Consider the following 17,553-nt stretch of genomic DNA (forward strand, 5'->3'; position numbering starts at 1 on the left):
CGATTCAGAACCCGCGAGTCTACGGTCCGGAACCCGCGAGTCTACGGTTCGGAACCCGCGAGTCTACGGTTCGGAACCCGCGAGTCTACGGTTCGGAACCCGCGAGTCTACGGTTCGGAACCCGCGAGTCCACGGTTCGGAACCCGCGAGTCCACGGTTCGGGACTCGCGAGTTGGCGGTTCGCGTCACGGGCCAGTGTCCCTGAACCGCCAACTCACCGGTCCTGAACCGCCAACTCACCGGTCCTGAACCGTGGACTCGCGAGTCCTGAACGGACGACTCGCGGGTTCTGAACCGTGGACTCGCGGGTTCTGGACCGTGGACTCGCGGGGTTACAGGGTGGGGGTCAGGCCGCCGTCGATTGCTATGTCGGTGCCGGTGATGTTGTTTGCGCGGTTGCTTGTCAGTAGCAGTACCAGGTCGGCTACTTCCTCGGGGCGGGTGAATCTGCCGGTTATCGAGTTGCCTGCGGCCTGTTGGGCGATGGTGTCGGCGGCGGCGCCGCTTGCGTGGGCGATGGTCGAGGCGACGCCGTGTTCGCCCAGCCACAGGTCGGTGGCGACCGGTCCTGGACTGACGGTGTTGACGCGGACGCCGGCCGGGCCGAACTCCTTGGACAGTGCCTTGCTGAGGTTGGCCAGCGCGGCCTTGGCTGCGCCGTACTCGATGACCAGGGGGTCGGGCAGGAAGGAGTTGACCGAGCAGACGGTCACGATGGTGCTCGTCTGTCTGGCCATCAGGTGCGGCAGCGCCGCGCGGGTGGTGCGGATCGCGGCGAGCAGGTTGATGGTGAGCGCCGTGCTCCAGTCGTCGTCGGTGACCGAGAGGAACCCTCCTGGCCGCGGCCGCACGGCGCCGACGTTGTTGACGAGGATGTCGAGCACGCCGAACTCCTGGACCGCCGCGTCGACCAGCCGTGCCGGCCCGTCCGGAGTGGACAGATCGACGTCGAACGGCAGTACGGTGTCCCCGAGTCCGGCCAGATCGGCGGACATCTTCCTGGCGCCGGCCGCCACGCGGACTCCCTCGCCGGCCAGCGCCCTGGTCACCGCCAGGCCGATGCCCTTGCTCGCGCCGGTGACGACGGCGACCCGGCCGGTCAGTTCCAGTTCCATGCTGTACTCCAAGAGTTCGTTCTGTCCGGACCGCCGGGAGGCGGCGCGCTTGCCACCTCCCGGCGCCCCCCGGAGGTCACCTGCCGCGTGCCGCGGTGATGACGAGGTCCGTGACCGTCTCGGGCCGGGAAAGCATCGACAGGTGCGATGCCGGCACCCGGACGATGTGGCTGTGTGCCCGCTCGGCCATGGTCGACTGCAACGCGGGCGGCAGGATGTTGTCCCTGGTGCCGAGCAGGTACCAGCTCGGCAGTGTCTTCCAGGCAGGCACGCCCGAGGGCTCGGACAACGCGCTGAGGGTGACGGGACGTTGCGCGGCGGCCAGTTGCGCACGGGTGGCCGAGGGCAGATCGGCCGCGAACGCGCTGGGGAACACGGTTTGCTTGATGTAGAGGTCGGCGTCGCCTGCCACGGCGCCCGGATACTGCACGAAGTCGAACAGTGCGCTGGGATCACCGCCGCCGCCCTGCAGTCCGAGCACCGACTCGCCCTGGTCCGGCACGAAGGCGTTGACATAGACCAAAGCGCGGACGTCGGGGTCGGACAGGGCCGCGTTGGTGATGACCGCTCCGCCGTAGGAGTGGCCCACCAGGATGACCGGTCCGGTGGTGCGCTGCTGGAGGAACGCGGCGAGGTAGGCGGCGTCGCCGCTCAGGCCGCGCAGGGGGTTGCTGACGGCGAACACGGTGTAGCCCTTGTCCTGCAGGCGGCGGGTGACCGGTGCCCAGCTGGACGCGTCCGCCCAGGCCCCGTGCACCAGCACGATGGTGGGTTTGGGCGCCGAGTGGTTTGGCGCCGGGCCTGCCGAGGCGATGCTCGCGGGGAGTACCAGCCCGATGAGCGCGACGATGGTGAGGACGATTCGGGTGCGGAGTGCGGTGGGTCTTGCTTCGGTGGCCATGTTGTCTCCTGGGGCCTCAGATGGCGTGGTTCTTCAGCCAGGACAGGGAGGCCTGCGCGACGTCGCGCCAGCCGCTGTCGATGGTGAGCGAGTGCGCGCGGTCGGGGAAGTCCTGGATGTCGGTGACCGCGTCGGAGTGCCGGTACTGCTTGAGGGTCGCTCTGGTGACCGATTCCGGCACGGTGTGGTCGCGACCTCCCGTGATCAGCAACAGGGGTCCCCTTGCGTCGTTCGCGGTGTCCACTTTGGCCGGTGAATGCGGATTGAAGTTGGCCGCCGCGGCTTCGAACAACGGCTTGCCAGGGGCCGGGATCGCCCACCGCTCGAACAGCTCCTGTGACTCCTGCTCGGAGACGGCGTTGCCGAAGGCATACCGGAACTGCTCGGCGGTCAGCGACACCGCCTTGTGTTTGTTGGCCGGGTTCCGGAAAACGGGCAGGGTGGCCCGCAGCGCGGACAGCGGCAGCGGCAGGACCCCCTTGATCTGGGCCGCGTCGATCGCGATGGCGGCCGCCGCGAGGTTCTGGCCGAGGAGCTTCTGGGCGATCATGCCGCCGAAGGAGTGTCCGATCAGGATCGGCGCCCTTTCGAGCCCGGCGATGATCTTCGCGTAGTGCTCGACCACGTCGTCGATGCCGTGGTCGGCGACGCTCCCGGGGTTGGCCCGAGCCTCGTCGACGGTGTCGGGCTCACCTGGCCAGCCCGGCGCCGACGGTGCGTAGCCGGCCTGGCGGAGCAGGTCGAGCCAGGGGTTCCAGGAGGTGGCGTGCAGCCACAGCCCATGGATGAGGATGACCGGGGTGGGGGTCGTCATGATCGCCTCTCAGTTCGGGTTCGGTCGAGCCGCACGGGATGCGGTGCGGATGTGTGCGGCGACCTCGGCCGGACGCGACCGGACGACCGCGTGCGACGCGTCGACCTCGATCGTGTCGGCGCCGATCCGCCGCGCCATGAAGCGCTGGGCTTCTGGATGGATGGCCTGGTCGGCGGTGGCGACGACGAACCAGGACGGCAGCCGCTGCCACGCCGCCGCGGTACAGCGTTGCTCGAACGCGGCCGTGGCGACCGGACGCTGGGCGGCGGCCGCCACGGAGGTGACGCGGCCAGGCAGGTCGGCGGCGAACGCCTCGTGATAACGGTCAGTGGTCAGGTACAACTCGGCGTTCCCGGTGGGACGCAGAGCGGGGCCGAGCAGGGTGTCCGGAAACCGGGCCGACAAGTCCAGCAGGCTCTCGCCGACGGCGGGAGCGAAGGCGGCCACGTAGACCAGGCCGACGACGTTGTCGGCGTTGGCGCCGGCCTGGGTGATCACCGTCCCGCCGTAGCAGTGGCCAACCAGCAGCACCGGCCCGTCGATGCCGAGGACGATGCCAGCGAGGTACGCGGCGTCGACGGCGACACCGCGCAGCGGGTTGGCGGGCGCGATGACCTCGATCCCGGCGTCCTGCAGGTCGGCGATCACGTCCGACCAGCTCGACGCGTCCGCGAATCCGCCGTGCACCAGCAACACGACCGGGGTGCTGCCGTTGACGAAGGTTCGCATGTCCGCAACGTATGCGGCGACGACGCGGCCTCGCGTACGTCACATGACGGTGCTTTCCGGTGGGCTGAGGGCGCCGCGCAGGGCGGCCCGTGCGGTGACCTGGAGCTTGGGGAAGATCCGGTGCAGATGTGAGCTGATCGTCCGGTGCGACAGGTAGAGCTTCTCGCCGATCTCCCGGTTGGTCAGCCCGGCGGCGGCCAACTGGGCGATCTGCAGCTCCTGCGGCGTGAGCTGGTCGCGGGCGTCCGGGACCCGGCGCCTGCTGGTCTCTCCCGACGCCCGCAGTTCACGCCGGGCCCGCTCGGCCCAGGGGAGGATACCCAGCGCGTCGAAGGTGTCACGGGCGGTACGCAGGTGCTCCCGCGACTCGGCCACCCGCCGCTGGCGCCGCAGCCACCCGCCGTAGGCCAGCTGAACGCGTGCCCGCGCGAACGGCCAGCGCGCCAGGTCGGCCCGCAGCGCGACCTCGAACAACTCCTCCGCTTCGGTGTCGGCGGCGAGCAACGCCCGCGCGTAGCGCAGACCGGCGTGCAGCACCGGCGACCTGCTCGTCCGCGCCAGCGTCTCCATGTCCAGCACGACATCGTCGACCGGATGTCCACTGTGGATGGCCGCTTCCACGAGGTCGCCGACCGCGTAACAGCGCAGCATGAGGTGATAGGCGGGCTCGGTGGCGTCGAACAACCTGCGCAGGTGCTCGTATGCCTCGGCGTTGCGACCGCCGCCCAGCGCGGCCAGGCCACGGGCGTGCCGCACCGTCGCCAGCACGGGACTGGCGGCGACCGGCAGCGCCACCCTCTCGGCCTCGGTGGCGAGCGCCTCGGCGCGGTCCTCCTCACCCCGCAGCGCGGCGATCATGGCTTCGGCCGCCCGCGCGGTGGCATGCATGACCGGCTGTGTCGTCTCGCGGGTCAGCCTGCTGGCTTCCTCGGCGGCGGGAATGGCGACGCTCAGATCACCAAGATGCGCCGCGCTCAACGCCTGGGCACCCAGGCACCGGGCGAGCAGACCGAGCCTGCCCTGCGACCGGAGCGCGGCGATGGCGGTGGTGCTGAACCCCACCCCGAGGTCGAAGGCGCCCATCAGGATCGCCGCGTCGGCCAACCGGGCCGCTCGCATGGGGGTCTTCTCGTGCGCGGCCAGCCAGTACAGCCGGTCCAGGACGACCGCGGCCCGCTCGACCGGTGCCGCGTAGGCCAGGATCGCCAGCAGCCGCCCGTCGCGCGGGCTGACCAGCAACCGCTCGGCGACGGCGACGACCTCGTCCCGCACGGCGCGCCCCGGCTCCGCCCAGAAACACCGCAACGCCGCGCCCCACAACAGTTTCAACGCGAACCCGGTGTCGCCGTCCTCGGCGACCCGCCCGGCCAGTTCGGTCAGTGACCGTGCCCCCGCCGCGACGTCGCGGATGCCGTCGTCGAACCGGTCCCGGATCCAGACCAGCCGGGATCGCTGCCGCTCGGACAGTTCGATCGGCTCGGTCTGGCGCAGCAGCCGGACGACGAGGTGTTGTCTGCCCAACTCGAACGCGAGCTCCGCCGCACGCAGCAGCCGTTCTCCCCGCAGTCCGGGGTCCTCGCTCAGCTGTGCGGCACGCTCCAACGCGAAGACGGCCGTCTCGACCCCACCCACCCACTGCGCACGAGCCGCGGCGGCCTCCAACTCGGCGGCGACCTCCTCGTCCCGGCCCACCGTCGCCGCCGCGCGATGCCACGCCCGGCGATCGGCCTGGCCGCGCAGGACCCCCGCCAGCGCGGCGTGCACCCGCTGACGCTGCCCGAGACCGGCACGCTGGTGGATCGCCGAGCGCATCAACGGGTGCCGAAACCACACCCGCCCCCCGTCCACCTCGACGAGCCGCACGTCGATCGCCGGCGTCAGGTCGTCCACGGTGAGGTCCTCGCCGCCGACGACCACCGCCGCGGCCAGGGTCTCCGACCACAGGTCGCCGTCGTTGAGCGCGGCCACCAGCAGCAACACCCTGGTCGCCGTCGGTAGCTCGGACACCCGCGCGGCGAACGCCTCCTCCAACCGCGTGGTCAGCGGCAACCACGACGCCGCGACGGTGGCGGTACCGTCCTCGGCCTTACCGACCACGAACGGCAGCTCCACCAGGGCGAGCGGGTTCCCGGCCGCCTCGGCCAGCACCCGGTCCCGAACCGCCGGTCGCAGCCCGGGAGTGCGGGCGTCGAGCACGGCGGTCGCCTCGGGGTCGGTCAGCCGGCCAGGACGCAACTCGGGCAACCCGGCGCCGTCGAAGGAACTCGGAAAGCCGTCGCGTACCGCCGCGAGCAGCACCACCGGCTCGAACTCCAACCGCCGAGCCACGAACGCGAGCACATCGGCACTCGCGCGATCAAGCCACTGGACATCCTCCACCACCAGCAGCACGGGCGCCCGCGCCGCCGCGTCAGCCACCAGGTTCAACGTCCCCAGCGCGATGAGGAACAGGTCCGGGGCGACACCGTGCATCCCCCCGAACGCCGCCGACACCGCGTCACGCTGCGGACCCGGCAACTCCTCGACCTGACCCACAACCGGGCGCAACAGTTGGTACAGCCCCGCGAACGCGACCTGGGACTCGGCCTCCACCCCAGCTGTCCGCAGTACCCGCAACCCGCCATCGGCCGCCATCCGGCCCGCTGCCAACAGCAGTGCCGACTTGCCGATCCCCGCCTCGCCCCGCACCACGACCGAGCCACCGGTCTCCCGCACACGCTCGACAAGGCCCCCGAGCAGACGCAGCTCCGCATCACGGCCGACCAGCGGCACTCCCTTTGCGACGGTCACCATGCCCACATCGTCCACCTCTTCATCCAGTGGTGACCGTAGTTCGTGGTGCGGACGTCGACGAGTGCCGTCGCATGTGAACAACAGCTCAGCGGCGGGCGTCACGGAGATGTAACGGCCTGGACGGCGAGGTCGAGTCCGGTCTCCGTGGTCGGGATGGAGACCGGACTCACCAGCTCAGGCGCCCCCGGCAGGACTCGAACCTGCGACCCAAAGCTTAGAAGGCTCCTACTCTGTCCACTGAGCTACGAGGGCATGAGACGCCGGCCGCCCGAGGCAGATAGCTGTCCCAGTGGGACTCATCGTTCCCGGCGGGTCGAATGTTTCACGTTGTGACCAAGTCCATCGTCAAGTCCTCACCCGGGTGGTGGTCCACGAGACGGGGGCCAGGACCGTGCGCAGGGTTCCGTCGGCCATCGACGTTGGCTGGGGCCGTGGCACCACGCGGTCGGGCTGTTCCAGGGTGTTGGTCGCCGACGGGTCGGCGTCGTGCAGTGTCCATGCCTCGGTCACCGTGCCGGACATGGCCACGCACAGCTCCACCGGTTCGGTCCGGTGGCGGTTCACGGCGAACAGGACCGTCTCGCCCGTGGCCGGGTCGTGGGTCGCGACCGCGTCGACCACCGGCACGTCGCCGTAGCGGGCCGTCGCGTACACCGGGGACGTGATCTCCGTGCGCAGCACGTGCCCGCGCGCGAGCCGGGACGTCAGCGCGAACGGGTGGAACGTCGTCTGCCGCCACGCCGGGCCGCCGGGTTCGGTGCGGATGGGGGCGATGACGTTGACCAGCTGAGCCTGGCACGCGGCCGTCACCCGGTCGCTGTGCCGCAGCAACGAGATCAGCAGGTTCCCGACGACGACCGCGTCGGTGACGTCGTAGGTGTCCTCGATGAGCCGGGGCGCGGCACGCCATTCGGTGGGCGGGTCGGCCTGGAAACGCGTCTGGTACCAGACGTTCCACTCGTCGAACGACAGGCCGATCCGCTTGTCGTTCCGCAGCCTGGCCCCGACGGCGTCGGCGGTGGCGACGACGCTGTCGATGAAGTGGTCCATGTCCACGGCGGACGCGAGGAAGCTGTCCACGTCGCCGTCGAGCGGCTCGTAGTAGGCGTGGCACGAGATGTGGTCGACCTGGTCGTAGGTCAGTTCGAGGACCGTCGCCTCCCACTGGCCGAACGTCGGCATAGACGAGCTCGAGCTGCCGCACGCGACCAGCTCTAACCCGGGCTCCGCCTGGCGCAGCGCCCGCGCCGTCTCCGCCGCCAGCCGCCCGTACTCGTGGGCGGTCTTGTGTCCCGTCTGCCACGGCCCGTCCAGCTCGTTGCCAAGGCACCACAGCCGAACCCCGTGCGGCGCGGCGGTTCCGTTGGCCCGCCGCAGGTCCGACAGGTGTGTGCCGCCTGCGTGGTTCATGTACTCGTGCACGTCGAGGGCCTCCGCGACGCCACGGGTGCCGAGGTTCACCGCGTACATGATCTCCGCGCCCGCCTTGCCTGCCCAGCGGGCGAACTCGTCGATGCCCACCTCGTTGGTCTCGATGCTGCGCCACGCGAGGTCGCGGCGCACCGGTCGGTCCGGACCGACACCGTCCTCCCACCGGTACCCGGACACGAAGTTCCCGCCCGGGTACCGGACGAGCGAGACCCCCAGCTCACGGGTCAGCGCGAGCACGTCGCCCCGGAAGCCGTCCCCGTCGGCGGTCGGATGCCCCGGCTCGTGGATCCCGGTGTACACGCACCGTCCCATGTGCTCGACGAACGAGCCGAAAGTGCGGCGCCGCACCGGCGCGATGACGAAGTCGGGGCTGATGGCGATGGCGGCACTGAGCACGGGACTCCTATCGCAGTGCGCCGGTGCCGGCACCGCTGCGCCAGAACCGTTGCAGGAGAACGAAGGCGATGACGAGCGGCACGATCGCCAGCAACGAGCCGGTGACGACGAGGTTGAACAGCACGCGGGTGCCCGCCTCCTGCTGGGCGGTGTTGAACCACGTGGTCAGGCCGACGGTCAGCGGGAAGAGGTTCGCGTCGCTCAGCATCACCAGCGGCAGGAAGTAGTTGTTCCACGTCGCCACGAGCGTGAACAGGAACACCGTCACGAGCGCGGGCCGGATCATCGGCACCACCACCTGCCAGAAGATCCGCCACTCGCTCGCCCGGTCGAGGCGGGCCGCGTCGATCAGCTCGGCCGGCACGCCCTCGGCCACGTACACCCGCACCAGGTAGGTCCCGAACGGGCTGAGCAGGGACGGCAGGATCACCGCCCACATCGTGTTGACGATGCCGATGTTGGACAGGATCAGGTACGTCGGCAGGACCAGCGCCGTCGCGGGCACCATGATCATGCCGAGCAGCGCGGTCTCGAAGAACCGCTTGCCCCAGAAGGAGAAGTGGGCGAGGCCGTAGCCCGCGAGCGCCGCGAGCAGCGTCGCGCCCGCCGCACTCACACCCGAGTACACCGCGGTGTTGCGCAGCCAGTCGCCGTACACGCCGCCGTCCTCGCGGAACAGCTGCGCCAGGTTGTCGAACAGGTTGAGCTCGGCGAACCACAGAGCCGGGCTGGACAGCAGGTCCGCCTGGCTCTTGGTCGCGGCGATCACGATCCACAACAGCGGGACGAGGAAGTACAGCATGCCTGCCGCCATGAGCAGGTGCGGCACCCGCGTCCTCGGTGTCATGACGCCCGCCTCTTCCTCGTGAGCAACACGAACGCGTACGCGGCGACGAACACGACGAAGCCGAGCGCGAAGGAGATCGCGGCGGAGTAGTGGAAGTCCGAGTACGCGAACGCCTGGTTGTACGCGTAGATGTTCGGGGTGTACCCGGCCGAGATCTGCGGCGCGAACCGGGACATCACGTACGGCTCGACGAAGAACTGCATGGTCCCGATGACGGTGAAGATCGTGGCGAGCGCGATCGCCTGCTTGATGGCGGGCACCTTGACCCGCAACGCGATCTGCACCTGCGACGCGCCGTCGATCAGCGCCGCCTCGTACATCTCCCTCGGCACGCCCTGCAGCGCCGAGTACAGGACGATCATGTTGTAACCGGTCCACGCCCACGTCACGATGTTGCCGAGCGACGCGAGCAGCAGTGACGTGGAGAAGAAGTCGACCGGCTCGCCGCCGAAGAGTGTCGGCAGGTCGGCGAACGGCCCGAACGTCCTGCTGTACAGGAAACCCCACATGAGCGCGCCGAGGACGGCGGGGACGGCGTATGGCATGAACGCGATGAGCCGGAAGGCGATCGCGAACCTCGTGGTCACCGCGTCGAGCGCGAGCGCCCCGGCCAGCGCGATCCCCAGCATGACCGGGATCTGCACCGCGCCGAACACGATCACGCGGAGGAAGCCGTCCAGCAGCACGGGATCGGTGAAGGCACGCGTGTAGTTGGCCAGCCCGGTGAACCGTTCGCCAAGCGCGAGGCTCTTGCTGGACAGGCTGAGCCAGAACGCGTACCCGAGCGGTACGACCAGGAACGCCATCACCACGAGGAAGAACGGAAGGACGAACAACGCTCCGGCGACCGGATGGTCGGTGCTGCGCTTGCGACGCACGGGATCTCCTCGGCTACCGGCTGACCGTGAAGCCCTGTTTCTTCGCGTAGTCGACGACGTTGCGCTGTGTCGCGTCGAGCACGGTGTCCCACTCCCGTTCCCCCGCGACGGCTTCCGCTGCCCGGTCGTTCAGTTCGCCGAACACGAAGTCCTGGAACGGGGTGTAGTCGAAGTCGCCGAGTTTCTCCGACACCGGCACGAAGATCTCGTTGACCTTCTGGCCGTTGAAGAACTCGTACGCCTTGCCGGTGAACGCCGCGTCGGCCGCGACGTCCTTGACCAGCGGGTACAGGAACGCCTTGTTCAGGCCGATGTCCCAGGCCTTTTCCGACGTGCCGAACAGTTCCCGCGCGACCACGGTGGCCGCCTCGGGGTTCTTCGCCTGCTTGGTGACGGTGAACGTCGACCCGCCCCAGTCGCCGTGGGCGTCCTCGCCCTTGTTCCACTGCGGCATCGGCGCCACCGCCCACTTGCCGGCGGTGTTCTTCAGCGAACCCGCGACGTAGCCGGGGGTCCAGCCCGCCGCCGCCCACGTCCAGTACTTGCCGGAGTCGAGCGCGGCGGTGGCGTCCGCGGTGAAGAACGGGTCCGTGGCCATCAGGTCCCGCTCGATGAGGTCACCGTAGAAGTCGATGACCTTCTCGCAGTCCCGGTTCGTCAGGTCGATCCTCACCTTGTCCCTGGCCTCGGTGATCGAGTAGCCGTACGGGCGGCAGCCCGCCTGCCACATCAGGCCGTTGAGCCAGCCGCCGTCGCTGCCGAAGCTCGCGATGAAGGCGTCCGGGTCGGCCGCCTTCATCTTCTCGGCGGCGGTCGCGTACTCGTCCCAGGTCGTCGGCACCGGGATCCTGTGCTGGTCGAAGAGGTCCTTGCGGTACATCAGTGCCATCGGGCCGCCGTCGACGGGGATGGCGTAGACCTTGTCGCCGTCGGTCGCCTGCTGCCACGCCCACTCGGCGTACAGGTCCTCGTCCTCACCAGCGCCGTACTGACCCATGTCGACGAGCGCGTCGAGGATGAGGAACGTGGGGATCTGCTGGAACTCCACCATCGCGACGTCCGGCGCGCCGGTGCCCGCCGTGAACGCGGTCTTCAGCTTGGCGTACTGGTCGGGGCCGGTGCCCACGTTCGTCCAGTCCACCTGGATGTCGTCGTGGGCGGCGTTGAACGCCTCGACCACACCCTTGAACTCCGGGTACCACGCCCACACCTTGACGTGCACGGGCCCGCCGTCCGAACCGCCGCCGTCGTCACCGCCACCGCACGCCGCGACCGCAAGCATCCCGCTCGCGGCGAGCACGGAGAGGACCTTGCGTAACCGGTTGGTGGCGAGCATGAGACAGCGCCTTTCCTCGGGGCATGCGGCGACCACCGTCACGGAACGCGAACACATCCGGGGGACGCCGAGCAGGGGAGCAAGGGGCAGGGGGCCGAACGGTGCTGCGCGCCACGACCGGACGGGACCGCAGGGGTCCGACCGTGACTGCCGCCGTGGCACCTGACTTTGCTGCGCTGCAAAACAGTATGAACCCCGGTTTGCGGCGCTGCAAGCCCCCGTTTCAACGGCGACTCGGGTTGTCGTCGGGCGGGGCGGCCGTGCACACTTCTCCACGGCGGCCCGCCCGCACCGAAGGAGCAAGTCATGCGCGATGCCACCCTGCGTGACGTCGCGCTCCTCGCTGGGGTGTCCGCCCGGACGGTGTCGAACGTCGTGAACGGCTACGCCCGCGTGTCGGAGCGGACCCGTGAGAAGGTCGAACGGGCGCTGCGCGAGCTCAACTACCGGCCGAACGTGCTGGCCCGCAACCTCGCGCGGGGCCGGTCAGGGCAGATCGCGGTCGTCGTGCCCTACCTCGACACGCCGTACTTCGCGGAGCTGTTGCAGGCGATCATCCCGAGGGCGAGGGAGCACGGGTACAACGTCCTGATCGACCAGACCGACGGCGACGCGGCACACGAACGCGAGCTGATCAGCCGGGGCGCCCGCGCGTTCCTGTTCGACGGGATGATCTTCTCGCCCCTCGGGCTCGCCCAGGATGACCTCGTCGAGATCGACCCGGACCTGCCGCTGGTCATTCTCGGCGAACGCGTGTCCAACGGCGTCTTCGACCACGTCGGCATCGACGACGTCGAGGCGTCGCGGGCCGCCACCGCCCACCTGATCGGCCTCGGCCGCAAGCGCATCGCCGCGATCGGCGACCAGCCCTACCCCACGGGCGAGGCCGCGCAGCTGCGCACCCGCGGCTACCGCCAGGCACACGCGGACGCGGGCCTGCCCGTCGACGAGTCGCTGATCATCGCGACCCCGCGGTTCAACCGCGCCGACGGCTCCGGCGCCATGCGCGCGCTGCTCGCACGCGACGACCCGCCGGACGCCGTGTTCTGCTACAGCGACCTGGTGGCGCTTGGCGCACTGCACACCGTGCTCGACATGGGCCGCCGCGTGCCGGAGGACGTGGCCTTGATCGGCTACGACGACATCGAGGAGGGCCGGTACTCGAACCCGACGATCAGCACGGTCTCCCCGGACAAGGTCGCCATCGCCGCCACCGCGGTCGACCGGCTGCTGCAACGCATCGGCAGCACGGAGCCGGTGCCGGGGATCGAGGTACGTGCCCGGCACCGGCTCATCGCGCGAGAGAGCACCGTCGGGCGGGATTGATCTTGCCTGTGGATGGTTGGCCCGGTCTTGTCGGTGATCCGGTCTACGCTGGAATTCGGGGGGCCGCGGCCGTGGTCTGGTCGTGCTCGGGGTAGGACATCGCGCCTGTCTCCGACCGCTGATGGGACGGCCTGCCGGGCGCGCGTAGCGCCCGGCAGGCCGCTGGGTTTCTCTTGCTGGGTCAGCTGATCGCGAAGCTGGGGTGCGGGGGCTGGTTGTAAGCGGTGTTCTGCCACGCGACGGCGACCCGGTACTGCCTGTCCTGCATGAGGGACGGGCGGCTGATGCTCGTCGAGTCGGTGGTGGAGTAGATCCGGAGCGCCCGGTTGTCGCTGGTGCGCCAGATGACCTCCTCACGCCAGTCGCCCAGGATGTCGGCCTGTAGCGCCGGGGTGGACTTCGTGCCGTTGTTCGACGCGACCCCGGAACCGGTCAGCAGGCGGGTGTCGCCGCCGGTGCCGTACTTGTCGATGTGGGTGCCGTCGAGCAGTTCGCGCTGTGCGTCGCCGTCCCACCAGATCACGAAGTTCGTCGAGCCCGGTTTGCGGGACGCCACCTGGTTTCCGTTGGTGCCGCTGCGCAAGCCCGAGACGGACGACGACCATGCCTCTGCGCCCGGGTTGCCGGACCAGATGTCCGCCGCCACGCCGCGCCCGTTGTCGCAGCCGCACGCCGCCGCGCTCCAGATCACCTGTCCGGTGCGGGCGTCACCCATCCAGTGTGCCGGGTCGCTGCCCGACTCGGACGGCTTGAACACCTCGAGCCCCGAGCGGGACGGGATGAAGTCGCCGACGTGGTAGGCGTCGCCGTGGTGGGTGTTGTTCTGCCACAGGCCGTAGCCGTTGTCGTCGATCGCCATCGAGCCGTACAGGATCTCGTCGCGGCCGTCACCGTCCACGTCGGCCACCGACAGCTGGTGGTTGCCCTTGCCGGTCCACGCGGACCCGTTGGTGGAGGAGTTCGAGTCGAACGTCCAGCGTCGCGTCAGCGCGCCGCTCCGGAAGTCCCACGCGGACACCACCGATCGCGTGTAGTAGCCGCGGGCCATGATGATGCTCGGCCGCGAACCGTCCACATACGCCGTGCCCGCGAGGAACCGGTCGACGCGGTTGCCATAGCTGTCGCCCCACGACGAGACGTTGCCGCGCGGTGGCTCGTAGCTCTCGGTGTCCAGCACGGCGCCATCGGTGCCGCGGAACACCGAGAGGTACTCGGGGCCGGACAGGATGTACCCGGACGAGTTGCGGTAGTCGGCGCTCGAACTGCCGATCAGCTGGCCGGTGCCCGAGCGGGTGCCGTCGGCGGTCTTCACCGCGACCTCGGCACGGCCGTCACCGTCGTAGTCGAACACCTGGAACTGCGTGTAGTGCGCGCCGGACCGGATGTTGCGGCCAAGGTCGATCCGCCACAGCCGGGTGCCGTTCAGCTTGTACGCGTCCAGGTAGGTGTTGCCGGTGTAGCCGGACTGCGAGTTGTCCTTGGCGTTGCTGGGATCCCACTTCAGTACGATCTCGTACTGCCCGTCACCGTCGAGGTCGCCGACGCTCGCGTCGTTCGCGGTGTAGGTGTAGCTCTCGCCGGACGGGGTCGTGCCGCCGGACGGGATCTGCAGCGGCACGTCCATCGAGTCCGCGAGGAACGTCACCGACTCGCCGGAGGACCGTCCTTCCGCGCCGCCGTTCACCGGCCGCACGGTGTACACCGCCCCCGCCGGTGCGCCCTTGTCGGTGAAGTTCGTGGTGACGGGCGCGTCGTTGACCTTCCGCCCGTCCCGGTAGACGTTGAACCGCGGGTCGTCCGACTCGCCCGCGAGCTGTCGCCAGCTCACGAAGTTCCCCTCGGCGGACCGGACGCTCACCACCCCGCGGTCCAGCTGGTCCACGCGGACCTCGGCGCGGGGGACCGGCTGGTCCGCCTGCGCCGGTGTGCCGGCGACGAACGCGCCGAGCAGGGCGACGGTCGCGCCGAACGCGGCCGTCCTGGCTGTTCCTGGCATGGCTGAACTCCGAATCTCACGGCGGACTGCCCGGACAATCCACAGTGGACTGCCGGGATGAGGGATCTCGACGCGGTGTTTTGGGAGCGCTCTCAGCTCACCTGGTCAAAATTGGTAGCACCCTCGTGGACATGGTGTCAACGCGCGGCGGCGGACCAAGATTTTTCTTGGCGAGATTCGCCTGACCTGCGACTGTGAGCGTTAACAACAAAACCGCTGCTAGGTGCGCCGCCCGCCGAGGCCGCGGTGTCCTCTGTGGCGATCACTGAGCGCCGTGTGGCGGTCACGGCCTGTTGACGGACGTCGTTTCGGCGCTCTACCTTCGCACGGCAAGCGCTTTCCCTGCGATCTCGGACACTGAGGGTGGCAACGATGCCTCGAACCTCGCTCCGCGCGACGCTGTCCAGGGCCCTGCTGGCCGTGGTGCTCGTGCTGTCCTTCGCCGGCGTGGCGGCCGGTGACGCCGGGCTCGCCGCCGGCAGGCCGTTCGCCAACCCGGTCAAGGCGCAGAAGGGCGCCGACCCGTGGCTGGAGTACTACGACGGCAACTACTACCTGGTGACGACCTCGTGGACGTCGGTGCTGACCATGCGCAAGTCGCCGACGCTGGCCGGTCTGGCGACCGCGCCTGGCGTGCAGGTGTGGGCCGGTGACCAGAGCTCGCGGTGCTGCAACTTCTGGGCGCCGGAGCTGCATCCCGCGAACGGCCGCTGGTACCTGTACTTCAGCGGCGGACCGGCCGGCACCGACTACGCGCGTGACCAGCGCGTGCACGTGCTGGAGAGCGCGGGTGCGGACCCGATGGGCCCGTACGCGTACAAGAACAAGCTCTACGCGCCCGGCAACGACGTCGGCCTGATCGACAGCAGTGTGCTGGAGCTGAACGGTCAGCGCTATCTGCTTGGCAGCGCATGGGGTTCGACGCAGAACCTGGTGATCGCGCCGATGAGCAACCCGTACACGGTGAGCGGCGCACTCACCACGATCTCGACGCCGACCTACTCGTGGGAGCGGCAGGACGGCACGGTCAACGAAGGACCGGAACCGCTGTACCACAACGGGAAGACGTTCATCGTCTACTCGGCGAGCGCGTGCTGGGGCCCGAACTACAAGCTGGGTCTGCTGACCCACAACGGCGGCAACCCGCTGTCGGCGTCGTCGTGGACCAAGGCGGCGCAGCCGGTGTTCCAGCGCAACGACGGCAACAGCGTCTACGGTCCCGGCCACAACGGGTTCTTCACCTCCCCGGACGGCACCGAGGACTGGCTCGTCTACCACGCCAACGACGCCTCGGGCGACGGGTGCGACAACAACCGCACGACCAGGGCGCAGAAGTTCACCTGGAACAGTGACGGCACGCCGAACTTCGGCGCCCCGGTCCGGCTGGGGACCACTCTGGACGGTCCGTCCGGCGAGACCGCGGCCACCCCGGCCGCGTACACGATCGTCAACCGCAACAGCGGAAAGTGCCTGCAGGTCAGCGGAAGCGCCGATGGTGCGGGCACGACACAGTCGGCGTGCACCGGGTCGAGCGGCCAGCGGTGGCGGTTCGAGGACCTGGCCGACGACACCAGCCGGCTGGTGAACGCGGGCAGCGGCAAGGTGCTCGACGTCGCGGACTGCGGCACGGCCGACGGCGCGGTGGTCCGGCAGTGGTCCTGGTTGAACAACACCTGTCAGCGGTTCCGCCCTGTGGTCACCGCACAGGATGGCTGGGTTCGGCTGACCAACCTCAACAGCGGCAAGGTGCTCGACGTCGCCGACTGTGGCACCGCCGACGGCGCGGTGGTCCGGCAGTGGTCCTGGTTGAACAACACGTGTCAGCAGTGGCGCCTCCAGCCCGTGTGAAAGGAACCCCCACGATGAGAATCCGGCGCCGCGTCAGCGGCATCTTCCTCGCCGCAGCACTGGCGATCACGACCGCGCAGGCACCGGCCGCCGCCGCCGAGTACCCCTACCCGGGGGCCGTGACCGGCGATGTCGCGGTCCACGACCCGGCGATGGTCAAGGCGGCCGACGGCACGTACTTCCTGTTCTCCACCGGCAACGGCATCGAGATCCGCACGTCGACGGACCGCACCGCCTTCCGCCGGGCAGGCGCGGCCTTCCCGAACGGCGCCTCGTGGGCGCACTCGTTCACCGGCGGCTCCGACAATCTGTGGGCGCCGGACATCTCGTTCCACAACGGCCGGTACTACCTGTACTACTCGGCATCCACGTTCGGTTCCCGCAACTCGGCGATCTTCCTGGCGACCAGCACGACGGCCCAACCGGGCAGCTGGACCAACCAGGGCGTCGTCGTGCAGACCAGCAACTCCAGCGACCACAACGCGATCGACCCGAACCTGGTCGTCGACCAGTCGGGTGCGTGGTGGCTGACCTATGGCTCGTTCTGGACCGGCATCAAGATGGTCCGGATCAACTCGTCGACCGGGAAACCCGCGGACAGCACGCGGTACAGCCTGGCGCAGCGGCCGTCGAGCGCGGGCGGCGCGATCGAGGCGCCTTACATCATCTACCGCAGCGGCTACTACTACCTGTTCGTGTCGTTCGACTACTGCTGCCGGGGCACCAGCAGCACCTACCGTGTCATGGTCGGCCGGTCGACGTCGATCACCGGCCCGTACACCGACCGGGGCGGCGTGCGCCTGACGAGCGGTGGCGGCACGGAAGTCCTTGCCACGCACGGGAGCATCTACGGTCCCGGCCATGCCGCCCTGCTACCGGACTCCGACGGCTGGTTGATGGCCTACCACTACTACACGTCCTCGGGCAGCAGACTGGGCGTCAACCTGGTCGGCTGGAGCGGCGGCTGGCCCGCCCTGTACTAACCGCGAATCCAACCGGCACGACCCGCGAGTTCGACCGGCACGACCCGCGAGTTCGACTCGGCCGATGGCGGAACGCGGCATGGCTGATCGTGATGGGTACCGGGCCGGGACGACAGCGGCGTGGCGCTGGTGGTCGACGGCACCCCGGTCTGACCGGGGT

The 17,553-nt window shown here is 69.5% G+C and carries 13 protein-coding genes and 1 tRNA gene; 3 read left to right on the forward strand and 11 right to left on the reverse strand.

Features of this window, described 5'->3' with window-relative positions:
• Nucleotides 1–332: 332 nt before the first annotated feature.
• The 10 genes from WBA97_RS17765 to WBA97_RS17810 form a co-directional block, all read right to left on the reverse strand.
• Nucleotides 333–1,115 (reverse strand): SDR family NAD(P)-dependent oxidoreductase, encoded by a 783-nt coding sequence (locus WBA97_RS17765; protein WP_424231951.1) that lies wholly within the window; start codon nt 1,113–1,115, stop codon nt 333–335.
• A gap of 76 nt (nt 1,116–1,191) precedes the next feature.
• Nucleotides 1,192–2,016 carry an alpha/beta fold hydrolase gene (locus WBA97_RS17770; RefSeq protein ID WP_424231952.1) on the reverse strand — a complete coding sequence of 275 codons (825 nt, stop codon included), beginning with the start codon at nt 2,014–2,016 and terminating at the stop codon, nt 1,192–1,194.
• Between the two features lie 16 nt (nt 2,017–2,032).
• Nucleotides 2,033–2,830 carry an alpha/beta hydrolase gene (locus WBA97_RS17775; protein ID WP_424231953.1) on the reverse strand — a complete coding sequence of 266 codons (798 nt, stop codon included), beginning with the start codon at nt 2,828–2,830 and terminating at the stop codon, nt 2,033–2,035.
• Between the two features lie 9 nt (nt 2,831–2,839).
• Nucleotides 2,840–3,559, reverse strand: coding sequence for an alpha/beta fold hydrolase (locus WBA97_RS17780; protein ID WP_424231954.1), 720 nt, complete (start codon nt 3,557–3,559; stop codon nt 2,840–2,842).
• 39 nt (nt 3,560–3,598) lie between these two features.
• Nucleotides 3,599–6,352, reverse strand: coding sequence for an ATP-binding protein (locus tag WBA97_RS17785; RefSeq protein ID WP_424231955.1), 2,754 nt, complete (start codon nt 6,350–6,352; stop codon nt 3,599–3,601).
• Nucleotides 6,353–6,531: 179 nt separating this feature from the next.
• A tRNA-Arg gene (locus tag WBA97_RS17790) sits at nt 6,532–6,604 on the reverse strand.
• Nucleotides 6,605–6,697: 93 nt separating this feature from the next.
• A complete protein-coding gene (locus WBA97_RS17795; RefSeq protein ID WP_424231963.1) occupies nt 6,698–8,095 on the reverse strand; it encodes an alpha-N-arabinofuranosidase in 1,398 nt (465 codons plus the stop codon).
• 91 nt (nt 8,096–8,186) lie between these two features.
• On the reverse strand, nt 8,187–9,026 hold the full coding sequence (locus WBA97_RS17800) for a carbohydrate ABC transporter permease (protein WP_424231956.1): 840 nt from the start codon (nt 9,024–9,026) through the stop codon (nt 8,187–8,189).
• On the reverse strand, nt 9,023–9,904 hold the full coding sequence (locus WBA97_RS17805) for a carbohydrate ABC transporter permease (protein WP_424231957.1): 882 nt from the start codon (nt 9,902–9,904) through the stop codon (nt 9,023–9,025). Before WBA97_RS17805 ends, WBA97_RS17800 begins: the two co-directional genes overlap by 4 nt.
• A 13-nt stretch (nt 9,905–9,917) precedes the next feature.
• Nucleotides 9,918–11,240: an ABC transporter substrate-binding protein gene (locus WBA97_RS17810; RefSeq protein ID WP_424231958.1), complete on the reverse strand. Its 1,323-nt coding sequence runs from the start codon at nt 11,238–11,240 to the stop codon at nt 9,918–9,920.
• A 306-nt stretch (nt 11,241–11,546) separates the two neighbouring features.
• Here WBA97_RS17810 and WBA97_RS17815 point away from each other — a divergent pair, with 306 nt between their 5' ends.
• Nucleotides 11,547–12,566 carry a LacI family DNA-binding transcriptional regulator gene (locus tag WBA97_RS17815; RefSeq protein WP_424231959.1) on the forward strand — a complete coding sequence of 340 codons (1,020 nt, stop codon included), beginning with the start codon at nt 11,547–11,549 and terminating at the stop codon, nt 12,564–12,566.
• A gap of 181 nt (nt 12,567–12,747) precedes the next feature.
• Here WBA97_RS17815 and WBA97_RS17820 read toward each other — a convergent pair whose 3' ends face one another.
• Nucleotides 12,748–14,562, reverse strand: a complete 1,815-nt coding sequence (locus tag WBA97_RS17820; RefSeq protein WP_424231960.1) for a rhamnogalacturonan lyase — start codon at nt 14,560–14,562, stop codon at nt 12,748–12,750.
• Nucleotides 14,563–14,934: 372 nt separating this feature from the next.
• On the opposite strand from WBA97_RS17820, the gene WBA97_RS17825 reads away from it, so the two are divergent.
• Together WBA97_RS17825 and WBA97_RS17830 are read left to right on the forward strand one after the other, a co-directional pair.
• Complete coding sequence (locus tag WBA97_RS17825) at nt 14,935–16,410, forward strand: family 43 glycosylhydrolase (RefSeq protein WP_424231961.1); 1,476 nt, start codon at nt 14,935–14,937, stop codon at nt 16,408–16,410.
• Between the two features lie 14 nt (nt 16,411–16,424).
• The gene (locus WBA97_RS17830) at nt 16,425–17,393 is read left to right on the forward strand and encodes an arabinan endo-1,5-alpha-L-arabinosidase (RefSeq protein ID WP_424231962.1); all 969 of its coding nucleotides are present in this window, start codon (nt 16,425–16,427) and stop codon (nt 17,391–17,393) included.
• The last annotated feature ends 160 nt before the right edge of the window (nt 17,394–17,553 follow it).

The organism is Actinophytocola sp. (genome assembly GCF_049647105.1).
Taxonomy (GTDB): Bacteria; Actinomycetota; Actinomycetes; order Mycobacteriales; family Pseudonocardiaceae; genus Actinophytocola.

Coding starts and splice junctions, on each gene's coding strand:
- WBA97_RS17765 (WP_424231951.1), bottom strand. CDS start 1,115: ATGGAACTGGAACTGACCGGCCGGGTCGCCGTCGTCACCGGCGCGAGC.
- WBA97_RS17810 (WP_424231958.1), bottom strand. CDS start 11,240: ATGCTCGCCACCAACCGGTTACGCAAGGTCCTCTCCGTGCTCGCCGCG.
- WBA97_RS17795 (WP_424231963.1), bottom strand. CDS start 8,095: ATGGGACGGTGCGTGTACACCGGGATCCACGAGCCGGGGCATCCGACC.
- WBA97_RS17770 (WP_424231952.1), bottom strand. CDS start 2,016: ATGGCCACCGAAGCAAGACCCACCGCACTCCGCACCCGAATCGTCCTC.
- WBA97_RS17815 (WP_424231959.1), top strand. CDS start 11,547: ATGCGCGATGCCACCCTGCGTGACGTCGCGCTCCTCGCTGGGGTGTCC.
- WBA97_RS17800 (WP_424231956.1), bottom strand. CDS start 9,026: ATGACACCGAGGACGCGGGTGCCGCACCTGCTCATGGCGGCAGGCATG.
- WBA97_RS17820 (WP_424231960.1), bottom strand. CDS start 14,562: ATGCCAGGAACAGCCAGGACGGCCGCGTTCGGCGCGACCGTCGCCCTG.
- WBA97_RS17825 (WP_424231961.1), top strand. CDS start 14,935: ATGCCTCGAACCTCGCTCCGCGCGACGCTGTCCAGGGCCCTGCTGGCC.
- WBA97_RS17775 (WP_424231953.1), bottom strand. CDS start 2,830: ATGACGACCCCCACCCCGGTCATCCTCATCCATGGGCTGTGGCTGCAC.
- WBA97_RS17830 (WP_424231962.1), top strand. CDS start 16,425: ATGAGAATCCGGCGCCGCGTCAGCGGCATCTTCCTCGCCGCAGCACTG.
- WBA97_RS17780 (WP_424231954.1), bottom strand. CDS start 3,559: ATGCGAACCTTCGTCAACGGCAGCACCCCGGTCGTGTTGCTGGTGCAC.
- WBA97_RS17785 (WP_424231955.1), bottom strand. CDS start 6,352: ATGGTGACCGTCGCAAAGGGAGTGCCGCTGGTCGGCCGTGATGCGGAG.